Annotated in this window: 11 protein-coding genes; 3 read left to right on the plus strand and 8 right to left on the minus strand. The window is 56.6% G+C overall.

What is annotated here, in order from left to right:
* Positions 1-260: 260 nt before the first annotated feature.
* The 3 genes from FEM03_RS05265 to FEM03_RS05275 all read right to left on the minus strand — a co-directional run bounded on the left by FEM03_RS05265 (position 261) and on the right by FEM03_RS05275 (position 3,527).
* Complete coding sequence (locus FEM03_RS05265; RefSeq protein ID WP_138085150.1) at positions 261-1,238, minus strand: NAD-dependent epimerase/dehydratase family protein; 978 nt, start codon at positions 1,236-1,238, stop codon at positions 261-263.
* Positions 1,239-1,266: 28 nt separating this feature from the next.
* Complete coding sequence (locus tag FEM03_RS05270) at positions 1,267-2,568, minus strand: nucleotide sugar dehydrogenase (RefSeq protein WP_138085151.1); 1,302 nt, start codon at positions 2,566-2,568, stop codon at positions 1,267-1,269.
* Positions 2,569-2,657: 89 nt separating this feature from the next.
* Positions 2,658-3,527, minus strand: a complete 870-nt coding sequence (locus FEM03_RS05275; RefSeq protein WP_166442640.1) for a VanZ family protein — start codon at positions 3,525-3,527, stop codon at positions 2,658-2,660.
* Between the two features lie 179 nt (positions 3,528-3,706).
* Here FEM03_RS05275 and FEM03_RS05280 point away from each other — a divergent pair, with 179 nt between their 5' ends.
* A complete protein-coding gene (locus FEM03_RS05280) occupies positions 3,707-5,161 on the plus strand; it encodes an NAD-dependent succinate-semialdehyde dehydrogenase (RefSeq protein ID WP_138085153.1) in 1,455 nt (484 codons plus the stop codon).
* 108 nt (positions 5,162-5,269) lie between these two features.
* Here the strand turns inward: FEM03_RS05280 and FEM03_RS05285 are convergent, their stop codons facing one another.
* Positions 5,270-5,896 carry a hypothetical protein gene (locus tag FEM03_RS05285; RefSeq protein WP_138085154.1) on the minus strand — a complete coding sequence of 209 codons (627 nt, stop codon included), beginning with the start codon at positions 5,894-5,896 and terminating at the stop codon, positions 5,270-5,272.
* 254 nt (positions 5,897-6,150) lie between these two features.
* Entirely contained in the window at positions 6,151-6,843 is a 693-nt protein-coding gene (locus tag FEM03_RS05290) for an epoxyqueuosine reductase QueH (RefSeq protein WP_138085155.1), read from the minus strand.
* Between the two features lie 93 nt (positions 6,844-6,936).
* On the opposite strand from FEM03_RS05290, the gene FEM03_RS05295 reads away from it, so the two are divergent.
* Together FEM03_RS05295 and FEM03_RS05300 are read left to right on the plus strand one after the other, a co-directional pair.
* Positions 6,937-8,457, plus strand: a complete 1,521-nt coding sequence (locus FEM03_RS05295) for an esterase/lipase family protein (protein WP_138085156.1) — start codon at positions 6,937-6,939, stop codon at positions 8,455-8,457.
* Between the two features lie 47 nt (positions 8,458-8,504).
* Positions 8,505-9,356 carry a PIG-L deacetylase family protein gene (locus FEM03_RS05300; RefSeq protein WP_138085157.1) on the plus strand — a complete coding sequence of 284 codons (852 nt, stop codon included), beginning with the start codon at positions 8,505-8,507 and terminating at the stop codon, positions 9,354-9,356.
* Positions 9,357-9,543: 187 nt separating this feature from the next.
* Here FEM03_RS05300 and FEM03_RS05305 read toward each other — a convergent pair whose 3' ends face one another.
* From FEM03_RS05305 to FEM03_RS05315, 3 genes are all read right to left on the minus strand, one after another.
* A complete protein-coding gene (locus tag FEM03_RS05305; RefSeq protein WP_138085158.1) occupies positions 9,544-10,410 on the minus strand; it encodes a sugar phosphate isomerase/epimerase family protein in 867 nt (288 codons plus the stop codon).
* Between the two features lie 67 nt (positions 10,411-10,477).
* Entirely contained in the window at positions 10,478-11,596 is a 1,119-nt protein-coding gene (locus tag FEM03_RS05310; protein ID WP_166442641.1) for a tetratricopeptide repeat protein, read from the minus strand.
* Positions 11,597-11,770: 174 nt separating this feature from the next.
* The gene (locus FEM03_RS05315; RefSeq protein ID WP_138085160.1) at positions 11,771-13,915 is read right to left on the minus strand and encodes a M3 family metallopeptidase; all 2,145 of its coding nucleotides are present in this window, start codon (positions 13,913-13,915) and stop codon (positions 11,771-11,773) included.
* Positions 13,916-13,988 lie beyond the last annotated feature (73 nt).

The raw sequence follows: 13,988 nt of genomic DNA on the forward strand, positions 1-13,988 counted from the left end.
TTTCGTCTCGTATTTCTCTCCACACGACTTCGCAGCCGTGCAGTTACACTCGACTACCATCAAGGAGCATCGACCTCGAAGACCTGGACTTTCACTGGTTGGTTTCATGTTTTCATATGCGAACGGAGTGCGCCGCTCTGCGGCGCTTTGGATTGTCACTGTGCCCCCGACAACACGCCTCTCTGCCAATCGATCCACCCAGTTCCGCCGCGCAAAAAAAGCGGTGCAGAGCCCCGCACTCCAAAAACTTGCGCCGTTCCTCAAAACGACGCCACCGTTTCCTGAAGACCTTCTCGCAGCGCGTGTTCGGGAGTAAATCCCAGCACGTCACGCGCCCTGGCGACATCCGCACATGAATGCCGGATGTCTCCCGCGCGGAAATCGCGATGGATCACCTCCTTGACCACTTTGCCCGTCTGCTCCTCAACCAGCGACTTCAACACCGCAAACAACTCAATCAAACTGGTCGCATTGCCCAAGCCCACATTAAAAACTGATCCAAAAGCCCGTTCATCGTCAATCAACGCCGCCAGCAACAATGCCTGTGCCACATCGCGGACGAAACAAAAATCCCGCGTGTTCCCTCCATCCCCGTTGATGAACACCTCACGCCCCGCCTTCATCGCGTCCACCCATTGGGGAATCACCGCCGCATAAGCACCATTGGGATCCTGACGCGGACCAAACACGTTAAAAAACCTCAGTCCCACCACCTTCATGCCATAGCAATTCGACAGCACCTGCGCATCGATCTCGTTCATCCGCTTGCTGGCGGCGTAGGGACTCAAACAACGACCAATGCTCTCCTCCTTTTTGAAATCCAGCGAATCATCGCCATAGACCGCACTGCTGCTCGCATAACTTACCTGGACAACCCCCGCCTCTTTCGCTGCAAGAAACACATTGAGCGTTCCCGTGGCATTGATGTCATGACACAAAGCCGGCTTGTCCAACGACAAAGGCACACTGCCCATGGCCGCGAGATGAATCACCCGCTCCACCCCCGCCATCGCCGACGCCACCTGCTGCCTGTCCCGAATGTCCCCCGAAACCAACTCCGCATCCGATTTCAAATTCGCCTCTTTCCCCGTTGAAAAATCATCAAAAACTCTCACCCGTTGGCCAACATCCAACAACTTTTCCACCACATGTGAACCAATAAAACCGGCTCCTCCGGTAACGAGCCATTGTTGGGGACGAGATACCAATACCTGCTGTTGAATCTGATAGGGGGTCATAACAAACAATCACTGAATCAATAAAGGCTTACCAACAAGCACCCTCATACTGCCACGGAAGGAGCTTTAGCTCATTCCATCCGTTCACATCCACCACATGCTGATCCGCCCTCGCGGCCGAGGCCAGTTCATCCGTGCGCGCGCATCGCTGGGATGCCACAATTACATCGCAACGCGACAACACCTCACGCGGACTCTCGCACATCAGCTCCGTTAAATGCGGCATCCTCCTTTGAATCTCACTCGCATTGGCACCGATCAACCTGGCCAAATTGAGCTGTGGATCATAGATGCTCAACTCGCACCCGTTCGCCAGCAATGCCTCCGCCACCGCCACCATCGGACTGCCACGCAAATCGTCCGTATCCGCCTTGAACGCCAGACCCAACAATCCGATCCGCGTTTTCCCCTTTCCAAGAATCAACTTCACCAATGCCTCCAGATGCGCCCGGTTGGTCGCCAGAGTATGACCAAGCAAAGGCAGTTCCACCCCAATCCCATCCGCAAAAGCATTCAGCGCGCTCACATCCTTCGGCAGGCACGACCCGCCAAAAGGCGTCCCCGGTCGCATGTAATACTTCGAGATGTTCAGCTTCGTGTCCGCACACACCACCTCCATCACGGTCTGCCCGTCCTCACCCAACTGCTTGCAAAGCCGGCCAATTTCATTCGCAAACCCCACCTTCACCGCATGGAAATAATTGCACGCATACTTGATCATCTCCGCCGCCCGCCATCTCAACGCCGCCGGTTTGCCGCCCAGCAATTGTCGGGCCACGCCATCCGCTGGCGCAAGGCCATCAAACGTCCCGATCACCGCCAATGACGGATCACGGAAATCCTGAACCGCCGTCCCCTCACGCAAAAACTCCGGGCAATAATAAATCTTCACGCGCCCGCTCAAGCGCAGTTCCTCAAAAAACTCCGCCACCATCAACCCCGTGCTCCCAGGCAACATCGTGCTGCGAAAAATCAACACATGCTCCTTGCCGCTCGTCTTCAACGCTTCAGCGATCTGCCCGGAGACATGACGCACATAATCCAGATTCAACTCTCCCGAAGGCAATGAAGGCGTCCCCACACAAACAATCGACACCTGCGTCTCCGCCACTGCCGCCACCGCATCGGTCGTCGCCCGCAAAGCCCCATCCCTGACCGCCTTGGCAAGCAATTGATCCAATCCCGGCTCCACTATCGGCGAACGTCCCAGATTGAACGCCTCGATCTTTTCCTTTTGCACATCCACTCCGATCACTTCGTGACCCGCCTCAGCAAGGCACGCCGACGTGACAGCTCCCACATATCCAAGGCCAAAAACACTTACTTTCATGATCCACTACACTCGTCGAAAATTTCTCCACAGCCGTTAAACACTCGCCCTCCATTACGCAACCATAGAATCATACAATCCTGTAGCATTTATTGCGGTTGCCCCATCTCCTTTTCACGCCAAAGCCGCATCTCCCCAATCCTGATCCGCCCTTCATTCTCACCCGGCCGAAAGAAGCACACCAACTGCTCCACCTCATTCAAAACCGCCTCATCATTTTCAGCAAACCTCATCATCAATCGATTTGTCCCTGGCTGCAATTCCACCTCTCCGTTGATGCGCCCACCATTCCTGCCATCAATGCGCAAACCCATCTTCACCGCCGCATCACCCTTCCCCATCCACTCATACTCCGCTTCGATCCCGGCATAGTCAGACCAGTCCCCACCAAATCCCGGTCGGCGCAAACTCGACCACTTTCCTGCAACCAACTCCAGCACCAAATCATCGCCATCTCCCCGAACCACCCCATCCACCTCGCGCTGCCACAGACCCACCGGCCCCTGCCCACCCTGCGAACCTATCACCGGCAATAACTCCCGTTGAGCCGTCTCCAATTGAACCCGCTCCACCAATGGCCACCAGGCCGGAACCGAGGTCATCAGCGCCAAAGGCAACACCCAGCCGCCCCAACTTCGCCTCGCATAAGTCAACGCTCCGCCCAACGCCCCCAATCCATTGACGAACACATCGTGACCATCAAAGGTTCTCCCCGTAAACAACTGCAACATCTCCGCCCCCGCCCCTGCCACCGCCACCAGCAACACCGCCTCCATCAGACTTCCCCAACTCACCTTTCGGCGCTGCCAGCTTAACCAGCCCAGCGCCACTCCCGCCGCCACCGGCCAGTGCAACACATTCAACCACAAAGCCTTCCCCCCTTCACGCCAGTCTCCAGGCAAAGGCATCACGCACAATCCCAACACCACCGCCCCCAACGCCAGCCACAGCCACGACACAACTCGCCGACCCCTGAGTCCTGAATTGCCAGTCGGTCTATGCTTCGAAGAATCTCCCATGGGATGATGCCAACCTACCCCCCCACCCTCCAAGCGCAACCCATCCCTCGCAAAGCATTCTCCCCTCGCGATCAACCCCGCGCAAACCCTCCCTTCCCAACGTTTTCTTAATGGTTCCCATGAAAAAACTCCACGCCCCTCATCTTCTCCGTTCCGAATGCTACATCGACGGCTCATGGCAGCAGTCCGACTCAGGCTCGACCATCGCCGTCACCAATCCCTCTACCCAATCGCTCATCGGTCATGTTCCCTCCATGGAAAAAGCCGAAGCCAACCGCGCCATCGAAGCCGCCTACCGCGCCCTCCCATCCTGGCGCGACACTCCGGCTCAAGATCGCGCCACCATCCTGCGCCGCTGGTTCAACCTCATCATCGGGCACCAGGATGATCTCGCCAGCATCATGACCGCCGAACAAGGCAAACCCCTCGCTGAATCCAAGACCGAAATCACCTACGCCGCCTCCTTCATCGAATGGTTCGCCGAACAGGCCAAACGCACCTACGGCGACACCATCCCCTCCAAAAGCAAAGGCAGCCGACTCATCACCATCAAACAACCCGTCGGTGTCTGCGCCGCCATCACCCCGTGGAACTTCCCCGCTGCCATGATCACCCGCAAAGCCGGTGCCGCCCTCGCCGCCGGATGCACCATGGTCGTCAAACCCGCCAGCCAAACTCCGCTCTCCGCGCTCGCTCTTGCCGTGCTCGCCGAAGAGGCTGGTGTTCCCGACGGCGTCCTCTCCGTCATCACCGGCGACTCTTCTGAGATCGGCAAAGCCTTCACCTCCAGCCAACTCGTCCGAAAACTCACCTTCACCGGCTCCACCAAAACCGGCGCCGCCCTCATGCGCGACTGTGCCAACACCATAAAAAAAGTTTCGCTCGAACTCGGCGGCAACGCCCCCTTTATTGTTTTTGATGATGCCGACCTCGAAGCCGCTGCCGAGGGCGTCATCCAATCAAAATTCCGCAACACCGGCCAGACCTGCGTGTGCGCCAACCGCATCTTCATCCACGACACCATCTACGAAAAATTCACCCACCTACTCGCCGCCAAAATCGCTGAACTGAAAGTCGGCGACGGCTTCGAACCCGACATCACCCAAGGCCCCCTCATCAACATCGAGGCTGTAGAAAAAGTCGAATCCCTCCTCGCCGACGCTACTTCCAAAGGAGCCACGATTGCCGTCGGCGGCCGTCGCCATGCCAAAGGCGGCACCTTCTTCGAACCCACCCTGCTCACCGAAGCCACCTCCGACATGCAACTCGCGCAGGACGAAATCTTCGGCCCCGTCGCCCCCCTCTTCCGTTTTCAAAACGAAGCCGAAGTCATCGCCATGGCCAACGACACCGAATACGGCCTTGCCGCCTATTTCTACAGTCGCGACATCGGCCGCATCTGGCGCACCGCCGAAGCCCTCGAATGCGGCATGGTCGGCATCAACACCGGCATCATCTCCACCGAAACCGCCCCCTTTGGCGGCATCAAACAATCCGGCATTGGTCGCGAAGGTTCACACGAAGGCATCGAAGAATATTTAGAAAGCAAATACCTCAACCTCTCCGGCCTGTAACTCTCAACCGTAACAGACGACTTAAGTCGCTCCATACCAAGCGAAATTGTTTGGCAAATCTCCGCCCCATCTTCAACCCGATCCAATCCGTAATGCTAACAAGCCATTTTATAGGTTCGGATTGCTATGGAAGCCGATTCCTTCAAACATTACGTTGCTCCACTTTTCCTTCTCGGCCATTTGACGAATTCGGTCGCTCACAAAAAGCTTGGTCGTGCCACAAACCATCGTTCGCGGATGCTCTGAAACAAGGTCACGTCCGCTCCAGGTATCCTTGCGATAAATAAACGGTCTTGGTGGCCATGGCTTGGGATATGGCCGGAGGATCGGTTTCCCGTCAACATTGATGGGAACGTTCATGGCTCTCCAGTCCGGAACCAATTCTGGCGGCGCCTCTAACACAAAATAACGAGGTGCGTCGGCAAGCTTGGCCCTGCAGCCCGCAATGCTCTCAATCGGAAATTCGGTAATATCGAGAATCTCAACACCTTCTCTCTCCAGCGCCGAAATGACTCGCTCACTAACAAACTGGCTCACATAGCCCCCTCCATTCATCAAAAAGTCGGGCCACTTACTCCCAAAGTCTCCAATATGTATCCCCGGCTTGAAGCCACTGATTCGAGTGAATTCTTCATGCCTTTCCCGCGCGATCTCGGGGATAAATGTCTTTCGGTCGGGTAACGGCGTGTAACCACTCGCGTATGCAAAGCGCCTGCCGTCCGTTTCAGCGGACATGCGAAACAGATTGGGAAGATTGCAAGTCATCATGTTACCCCATAGCACGCCAATCCATGGTTATGAAGGTTAACATTGTCCTGTCCCATCCACATTTGAAGACATTTCTAATGCGGCCTCGTCCAGCTTCCCACAATAAAAACGGATTTGGCATCACGATTTCAAGCACCCAGCGAGAGCCTTTGCGCACCCTCCACAAACTCTTTCCCACCCCTCGTAAACTCTCTCGCTGGTCCGTCGCTTCTCACCCCACCTCAGCAAGCCGCCCCACCGGCATCATCCACGCCGTAATACTTCTCGCCGATCACAATCTTTGGCCGGCCATTCTTCACCCGCCATTGATTGCTGTCGCGCAGGGAGAAAATGCACCCGCAATACTCCTGCATGTAAAACTGCTCGCGTTTGGAAATCTCCAACATCCTCGCCGCGCCGCCGCCTTTGCGCCAGTTGAAGGTCCAGTAGCTGACCCCCTCATACTTCGCCGCCGCCCGCTCCCCGCAGCCATTGATCTGCGCCATGTTTTTCCAACGCGAAATTCCCAGGCAACTGGTGATCACCGGAAACCCATGCTCATGCGCATACAACGCCGTGCGCTCAAACCGCATGTCAAAACACATCGTGCAACGCGCCCCCTTCTCCGGCTCCCACTCCATCCCTTTGGCCCGCTTGAACCAGTTGTCGGAATCATAATCCGCATCCACAAACTCGATCCCGTGCTTCTCGGCAAAGCGGATATTCTCCTGTTTGCGTAAATCATACTCCTGCCGCGGATGGATGTTCGGATTGTAAAAATAGATCGTCATCTCCACCCCGGATGCATGGATCGCCTCCATCACCTCCCCCGAACACGGCGCACAACAGGAATGCAGCAGCACCTTTTTCGCCCCATTGGGAGGGGTCAAAACTGGGCGCTCAATTTGAGTCGTGACTGGGGCCGCATCGGACATTCCCCATCCATACCTCCAATCTCCCTCCGAATCAAGCCTCCACCACAGTTGCCAAACCTGCCCATCTGCCTTTCAATCATCCCATTCCCTGCGATGCGCTCCACGCTCCCCTTTCTCCTTTTTGCCCTTTTCCTGTCGACCGCCTGTCAGTCGACCACGGAAAAAGCCGACCGCCCATCCCATCGACAGCAGGCCGCACTCGCCCAGTGGCTCAAACGCGCCGCTCATGCCGATCGCCGCAACGACGACGAAGCCCTCCGACGCGCCACCGCCAAAGTCGCCGAACTGTGGCGCGAAAATCCCTCCGCCCCCACCGGCAGCTTCAAGCTTGAAGTCGACTCCGGCCCGCACAAAACCGCCCATCCCTATTATTTCCAACACTATCGACCCGCCGACACCAGCAGCGTCAGCGGCATGAACACCCGTTACACCCGCGACGGCATTGGAACGCCACTCATAGGAATTCGCACCTTCGCCGAGGACGACCCTCTGGCCCAATACCATCCCGAAGAAGGCATCGAACGCGCCGTCACCGCCGTCCTCGATTTCCCCCAACCCCATCAGGCCAAACTCACCTTCTACGATCCAGGAAAAACTCTGAAAGTTTCAGGCCAGCCGCTCGCCGCCGACTTCACTGCCCCCCTCAGCAATGCTCTTGGCGATCCCGGTCGCATGCGTCGACTTGGCCTCATCGGCCTCCTTCGTTCCGACAACCCCAACCTCAAAGCCGGCTTCCTTCTCACTCAACCCTACGATCCCCAGAAAACCCCGCTCATCCTCGTCCACGGCCTCCTCTCCAACCAGAGCGCCTGGCGCAACGTCGCCAACGACCTCATCGCCGACCCAAAAATCCGCGCCCGATATCAGATCTGGTTCTACCACTACCCCACCGGCAACCCCGTCCTCCTCTCAGCCGAAGTTTTCCGTCGCAACCTCAATCAGCTCCGCCGCGACCTCAACCCCAGTCAGCATGATCCCGCCATGCGCCACAGCGTGGTCATTGCCCACAGCATGGGCGGACTGCTCAGCAAAACGCTCATCACCACCACCGACGACAAACTCTGGAAACGCGCCTTCACCATCAGCACCGAAGAGCTGCGTCTCGATGCCAAAAACCGCCAATTGCTCGTCGACAGCTTCCAGTGGAAAGCCCGGCCCGACGTCAAACGCATCATCTATGTCGCCGTTCCCCATCGCGGCAGCACCCTCGCCACCAGCTTCCCTGCCCGGCTCATCCAACGGCTCATCCGCCTTCCCGAAACCCTCCTCAGCGTTACCGCTGACCTCATCGCATTGGATGCCGATGCCCTCACTGAAGAAGCCCTTCAAACCGTCGAAAGCCTGAGCCTCAGCAGCATCCACAACCTCTCCCCAAACGATCCCCTCCTCCATTCTCTCAACGAACTTGAAACCGCCCCTTGGGTTCGCCGCCACAGCATCATCGGCAATCGCGGCCGCAAAGGCCCCCTTGAGAAAAGCAGCGATGGCGTCGTCCCCTACACCAGTAGTCACCTCGAAGGCGTCGATTCCGAAGTCATTGTCCCCGGTGACCACGGTGCCTACAAAACCCCCGAAGCCCTCGCCGAAATCATGCGTATCCTCCAACTCCCCTGACGCATTTTATCTATCCTTTAGCCCTTATCCTTTAGCCTTTCTTTTTCATGCTCTTCCGCCATTCCCACGCCGACCTTTTCGTCCCCGATCAATGCGACCCCGCCCAAGCCTTCGCCCGCGTCACCCACCTCGGCATCGTCAGCCATCAGGACGACCTCGAAATCGCCGCCTACCACGGCATCACCGAATGTTTCCGCCGCAACGACCAATGGTTCGGCGGTGTCGTCGTCACCAACGGCTCGGGCAGTCCCCGCAAAGGTGCCTACAGCCATTACACCGATGAAGAAATGCAGGACGTTCGCAAACAGGAACAGCGCAAAGCCGCCTTCGTTGGAGAATACAGCGTCATGGTTCAACTGGGGTATCCCAGCGAAGACGTCAAACACACCCGCCACGACGACGTCTCCTCCGACCTCCTCAAAATCCTCCAACTCTGCCAGCCCCGCTTCGTCTATCTTCACAATCCCGCCGACCGACACGACACTCACGTCGCCACCTTCCTGCGTTGTCTTGAAGCCCTTCGCCAGCTTCCCAAACAAGCGCGTCCGCAAAAAGTCTACGGCTGCGAAGTCTGGCGCAAACTCGACTGGCTGCTCGCCCAGGACAAAGAGATGCTGTGGGTCGATCAATACCCTCATCTCATCGGTGCCCTGCTCGCCGTTTTCGATTCCCAAATCAGTGGCGGCAAACGTTACGACCTTGCCGAAGAAGGCCTGCGTCGCGCCAACGCCACTTACTTCGACTCCCACACCACCGACAACACCAACGCCCTCACCTACGCCATGGATCTCACCCCGCTGATCCAGGACGACACCCTCGATCCCGAAACCTACACCACCGCCTACATCGACCGCCTCAAGGACGACGTCCAGCAACGCCTGCGCCGCTTTCAACCGTGACACAGGCTTGCAGCCTGTGGGTGCGACAGGCATTTCGCCTGTGCGACTGGAAGGTTCGGCTCGGAGCCGTAACACAGACTTCCAGTCTGTGCTTTCAGAAAGTCCTCCGCCCAAATAAGCCCCCACACCGGGCAGGTTGCAAACCTGCCCCACCCACAGGCTGCAAGCCTGTGTCACCTCCCTACACCTACTGGTTCTTCTCTCCCCAGGCCTTCACGAACTCGATGCACTTCTTAATGTCGCCGACATTGTCCTCCCACTTGTTTTCATACTCGACCGACACGTTGCCATCAAAACCCTGTGCCTTCAGTTCCGCAAGCATCGCAGGCACATCGCAAATCCCCTCGCCATAAATCTGATCCTTCGCCTGTCTGCCGATCTCCGTGCGATCCTTCAAGTGGGTGCTGATGATCCGACCTTTCAAAATTTTCAAGCAGTCCAAAGGCACCAATCCACTCGTCGCCCAATGTCCGGTATCGCCACAGGCACCCAAACGCGGATCACGATCCTTCACCAGGCTCAACACGAAATTGGGATCCCACAATTGATAGGCCCGGTCCAAACGTTTGGCATGCTGATGATACCCCGCCTTGATGTCATACTCCTTCACCATCTTTTCGATGATATCGACATTCTTCACGTCTTCCGTCGTCACCGCATAAAGCCCCAGCTTCTTCGCAAACTCAAAAATTTGCTTCCACTCCGCTTCATCCTTGCCGCCCACCACCCCGTAGTTGACCGCTTTCACGCCGTGTTTGGTCAGCTTTGCCTGAAGCTCCGCGAAATCTTCGTCGCTCATGGTGTGATGCAACTTTTTGTCCGGCTTCTCCACGCTCAGCTTTTGTCCTGGATAAAACTCAATCACCTTCGCCCCCGCCTCCGCCGCCTTCTCCACCGCCTCAAACGCCGTGAACTTGTTGAACGAATAAGCCTGCGGCCCGACCGCAAAGCCTCCTTGCTTCACCTCCTCGGGAATCTGATTGGCTGCAAAAAGACCGCCAGCCGCCAGAACGGCCGCCGCAAAAAACGAAAGGAAACGGGTGCATGTTTTCATCAGCCCCAGTCCAGCTTGCAGCGACTCCGATGTCAAGACGCAGTTGAATGGAAAACCCGATCAGCCCTCAGGAAATTTCAATGTCATTCCCTGGACTAACATTGCGTTTCTTACGACGCGGCATGTGCTCTTCCTCGAGTATCCGATCGTCCATCAACGGTTTCGTGCCCGCTTCAAATTTCGGTTCCTCCTCAGTGAACGGTTGCTGTCCGCGATAGGTCTTCAGACGCTCACTCAATTCCTGCTCCAGCTTCGCCACGTCTTCAGGCGACATCTCCTTGTTGCTGGTCTTCTCTTTTTCAAAAGCCAAAATCGCCTTGGTCTGGGTCTGCACCGCCTCGCCATAGTTGCCACTGCGCGCCAGTGCGGCGGCCAGGGTATCAATCACCTGGTAATCCTCCTCCTTCAAATCTGCCAGAGAACTGCGTGCAAAATCCACCGCACTGTCGCCGTCATGAAAATTGTCATCGGGACAAACCGAAAGGAACCACGCCAGGTCATTGCGGGCCATGGGATCATCCGAACGCGCCGCCCGCCGATACCAGGCCTCCGCCCTTCGGTAGTCCAACGGCACCCCTTTCCCGATGTAATACATGTAAGCCAGACGAGTCATCGCACGCACCAGACCACCTTGGGCCGACTTCAAATACCAGTTCGCCGCCTCCTTCGTGTCTTTCTCAATCCCCGTCCCCGTTTCCAGCTTCCAACCATATAGCGCCTGCGCAGGAGCAAAATCCTGATGAGCCGCGCGGGCCAGCCACTTGGACGCCTCTTTCGAATCCTGCGCCACTCCACGACCCCGCTCAAAACATTCCGACACATTCTGCTGCGCCAGCGGATAACCATACTCAGCCGCCCTCAAATACCACTCATAGGCCTTCTTCTCATCCTTGGCCAAACCCGCCCCGGTTTCATAAAGCGTTCCCAACGCATTCATCGAAGGCAAATGCTGCTGGGCCGCCCCTTTCTGCAACCACTCCGCCGCCTTCTTCTCATCCTTTTCCAGACCCTCTCCCCCCAACAGGCGAATGCCCAGCTCAAATTGCGCATCGGGGTTTCCCCGTTCCGCCATCTGCTCCAATATCGCGGGGTTCACCGGCTCGTCCCGCACTTGAGCCCTCATATCGAAGGCCATCGACAAGCTGAAGATGACCATAGCCAAGATCACCCGGGGAAATGTGTTCATGAGCGGAAATATAGAGTGAACCATCAAATCGGCAACTGCGTGCATGCGCCGCGCTGCGGAGGCAAGACCCATCGCCCTACTGTCGCAATTGGACCTCCTTGCAAAGATACGCATACGCCATGCCAGCAGGTTGCCAAGCATTTACGCATTGACCAAGGATTAGCCATCCGTTCTTCAAGCCAGCAACGGTGTCAGCAATCCCGCCCGGGCAAGAAGCGCATTCGGATCTGGATCGCGACCCATGAAATCATGAAACAGCTTGGCTGGATCATCACTGTTGCCACGACTGAGGATGCTGTCGCGCAATGCACGCCCCACCTCTGGATTCAACACGCCCTCCTCCTGGAATCGCGTAAACGCATCCGCATCAAGCACCTCAGCCCATTTGTAGCTGTAGTAGCTGGCCGCGTAACCTGTCGGATTCGAGAACAAATGGCTGAACCGCCGCGCCATCGTAGGAGCCTCGGTTCCGGTCGGAAACATGTAGTCTGCCAGAATCTTGCGTGCGAGCTGATCCAGATCGGTGTTCTCGTCCGTTGCATGATGCATGTGCAGTTCCAGATCCAGCTTGCCGAAGCTCAACTGCCTCATGATCGCCACCGCGCCCATGTAGTTGCGCGCCGCCGTCATTTTTTTGAACAACCCATCCGGAATCGGCGAGCCCGTTTCGTGATGTTTGGCAAAAAAGTCCAGGCTCTCACGCTCCCAACAAAAGTTCTCCATCAGCTGGCTCGGCAGTTCCACAAAATCCCATGCGACATTCACACCGTTCAAACTGGGGATCTCCACATTGCCCAACAACTGGTGCAGCAAATGACCGAACTCGTGGAAAATCGTGCACACCTCGTCGTGCGTCAGAAGCGCCACCTTGCCATCCACCGGCGGCGTCATGTTCCCACAAATCAAACCCAGATGCGGCTGCCGATCCCGATCACCCGACGGAGGCGCGCCCCCCTTCAAATAATTCATCCACGCTCCACCGCGTTTGCTGTCACGAGGGTGCCAGTCCGCATAAAAACTGCCCACATGCACGCCCTCCGCGTTGCGCATTTCATAAAATTTCACTTCGGGATGCCAGGTTTCCACCACGCCGCCGTCTTGGGCACTGACGCCGCTTCCATCACCTTCAGGAGCATCAGCATCAGCACCATCGATACAAACGGTCTGACGTTCCTTGATGCGAATATCAAACAAACGCTCAGCGATCCGAAACATCCCACTCAGCACCCCATCCACCGGGAAATACGGACGCAACTGCTCCTCATCAAAATCATACAGCTCACGACGCCTTTTTTCACTCCAGTAAGCCACCTCCCAAGGCTCCAGCAATCGCACCGCCGCCCCTTCCTTGTCCGCCACATACTCCTGCAACGCGATTACTTCCCGACGAAACGCTTCGCTCACCTTGGCATGCAGGTTGTGCGTAAAATCCAAAGCATTCTGCCCCGACTTTGCCATGCGTCGTTCCAGCACGTAATCAGCAAAATTCTTTTTGCCCAACAATTGCGCCTTCTCATTCCGAAGCTTTAAAATCTGCCAGATCAAAGCCGTGTTGTCATAGTTTCCCCCGCGTCCAATCGTTCCGCTGCCTTCCCACACCTGCTTGCGGATCGCCGCATCCTCGAGATGCTCCATCACCGGAATTAGCGAAGGTGCCTTCAATGTGAAGCGATACACCGGCTGCTCCTCCGTTCCCAAACCCTTCGCCGCTGCATCCGCCCGGGCGGCATCCACCGCACTCGCTGGCAGCCCTGCAAGTTTTGCAGGATCATCAATGATCAATTCCCAAGCATTGGTCGAATCCAACACATTCTCGGAATATTTCTGCGTCGCCTGTGACAGCTCGGCCTCAATCTCTTCAAGCCGCTGCTTTTTTGCCACTGGCAGTTCCGCGCCGTGTTGACGGAAATAGGCTAGCGCTTCATCCACACAACGACGTCGCACCCCCGTCAAATCACGCGCCTGATCGGTTTTGCTATAGGTCAAAAGCAGATCCCACAAGTGCTCATTCAGCGGAATCTTTGCAAAAAATGAACTCACCAACGGAAGCATTTTGTTGTGTGCCTCACGAATTTCCGGCGAGTTGCAAACCGCATCAAGATGCGTCACCAATCCCCAAGCTTCGTTCAATTCTTTCAAAGCGTCCTCATACGCCAGCATCACCCGTTCAAATGTCAGCCTCCCGCGATCCTGACTGATCAGGGCATCAATGGCCTGCTCTGCCCTCAGAAGCGAAGCGGAAATATCCGACTCGATGCAGGCAGGATTTAAAGTGGACCATCGAACGTGAAACGACTGGGCAAGAAAGGGAGCGGACATGGGATAATGAATGGGCAAACATGGCGTGTCGAACACGAGTTTGCCAGCCTAATTTGTCAGGTTACGCATGCCC

It is taken from the genome of Phragmitibacter flavus (assembly GCF_005780165.1).
GTDB classification, from domain to species: Bacteria; Verrucomicrobiota; Verrucomicrobiia; order Verrucomicrobiales; family Verrucomicrobiaceae; genus Phragmitibacter; species Phragmitibacter flavus.

Excerpts from the sequence above, each read along its gene's own strand:
- FEM03_RS05265 (WP_138085150.1), bottom strand. The coding sequence starts at position 1,238 with ATGACCCCCTATCAGATTCAACAGCAGGTATTGGTATCTCGTCCCCAA.
- FEM03_RS05280 (WP_138085153.1), top strand. The coding sequence starts at position 3,707 with ATGAAAAAACTCCACGCCCCTCATCTTCTCCGTTCCGAATGCTACATC.
- FEM03_RS05305 (WP_138085158.1), bottom strand. The coding sequence starts at position 10,410 with ATGAAAACATGCACCCGTTTCCTTTCGTTTTTTGCGGCGGCCGTTCTG.
- FEM03_RS05315 (WP_138085160.1), bottom strand. The coding sequence starts at position 13,915 with ATGTCCGCTCCCTTTCTTGCCCAGTCGTTTCACGTTCGATGGTCCACT.
- FEM03_RS05300 (WP_138085157.1), top strand. The coding sequence starts at position 8,505 with ATGCTCTTCCGCCATTCCCACGCCGACCTTTTCGTCCCCGATCAATGC.
- FEM03_RS05310 (WP_166442641.1), bottom strand. The coding sequence starts at position 11,596 with ATGAACACATTTCCCCGGGTGATCTTGGCTATGGTCATCTTCAGCTTG.
- FEM03_RS05295 (WP_138085156.1), top strand. The coding sequence starts at position 6,937 with ATGCGCTCCACGCTCCCCTTTCTCCTTTTTGCCCTTTTCCTGTCGACC.
- FEM03_RS05270 (WP_138085151.1), bottom strand. The coding sequence starts at position 2,568 with ATGAAAGTAAGTGTTTTTGGCCTTGGATATGTGGGAGCTGTCACGTCG.
- FEM03_RS05290 (WP_138085155.1), bottom strand. The coding sequence starts at position 6,843 with ATGTCCGATGCGGCCCCAGTCACGACTCAAATTGAGCGCCCAGTTTTG.
- FEM03_RS05285 (WP_138085154.1), bottom strand. The coding sequence starts at position 5,896 with ATGTCCGCTGAAACGGACGGCAGGCGCTTTGCATACGCGAGTGGTTAC.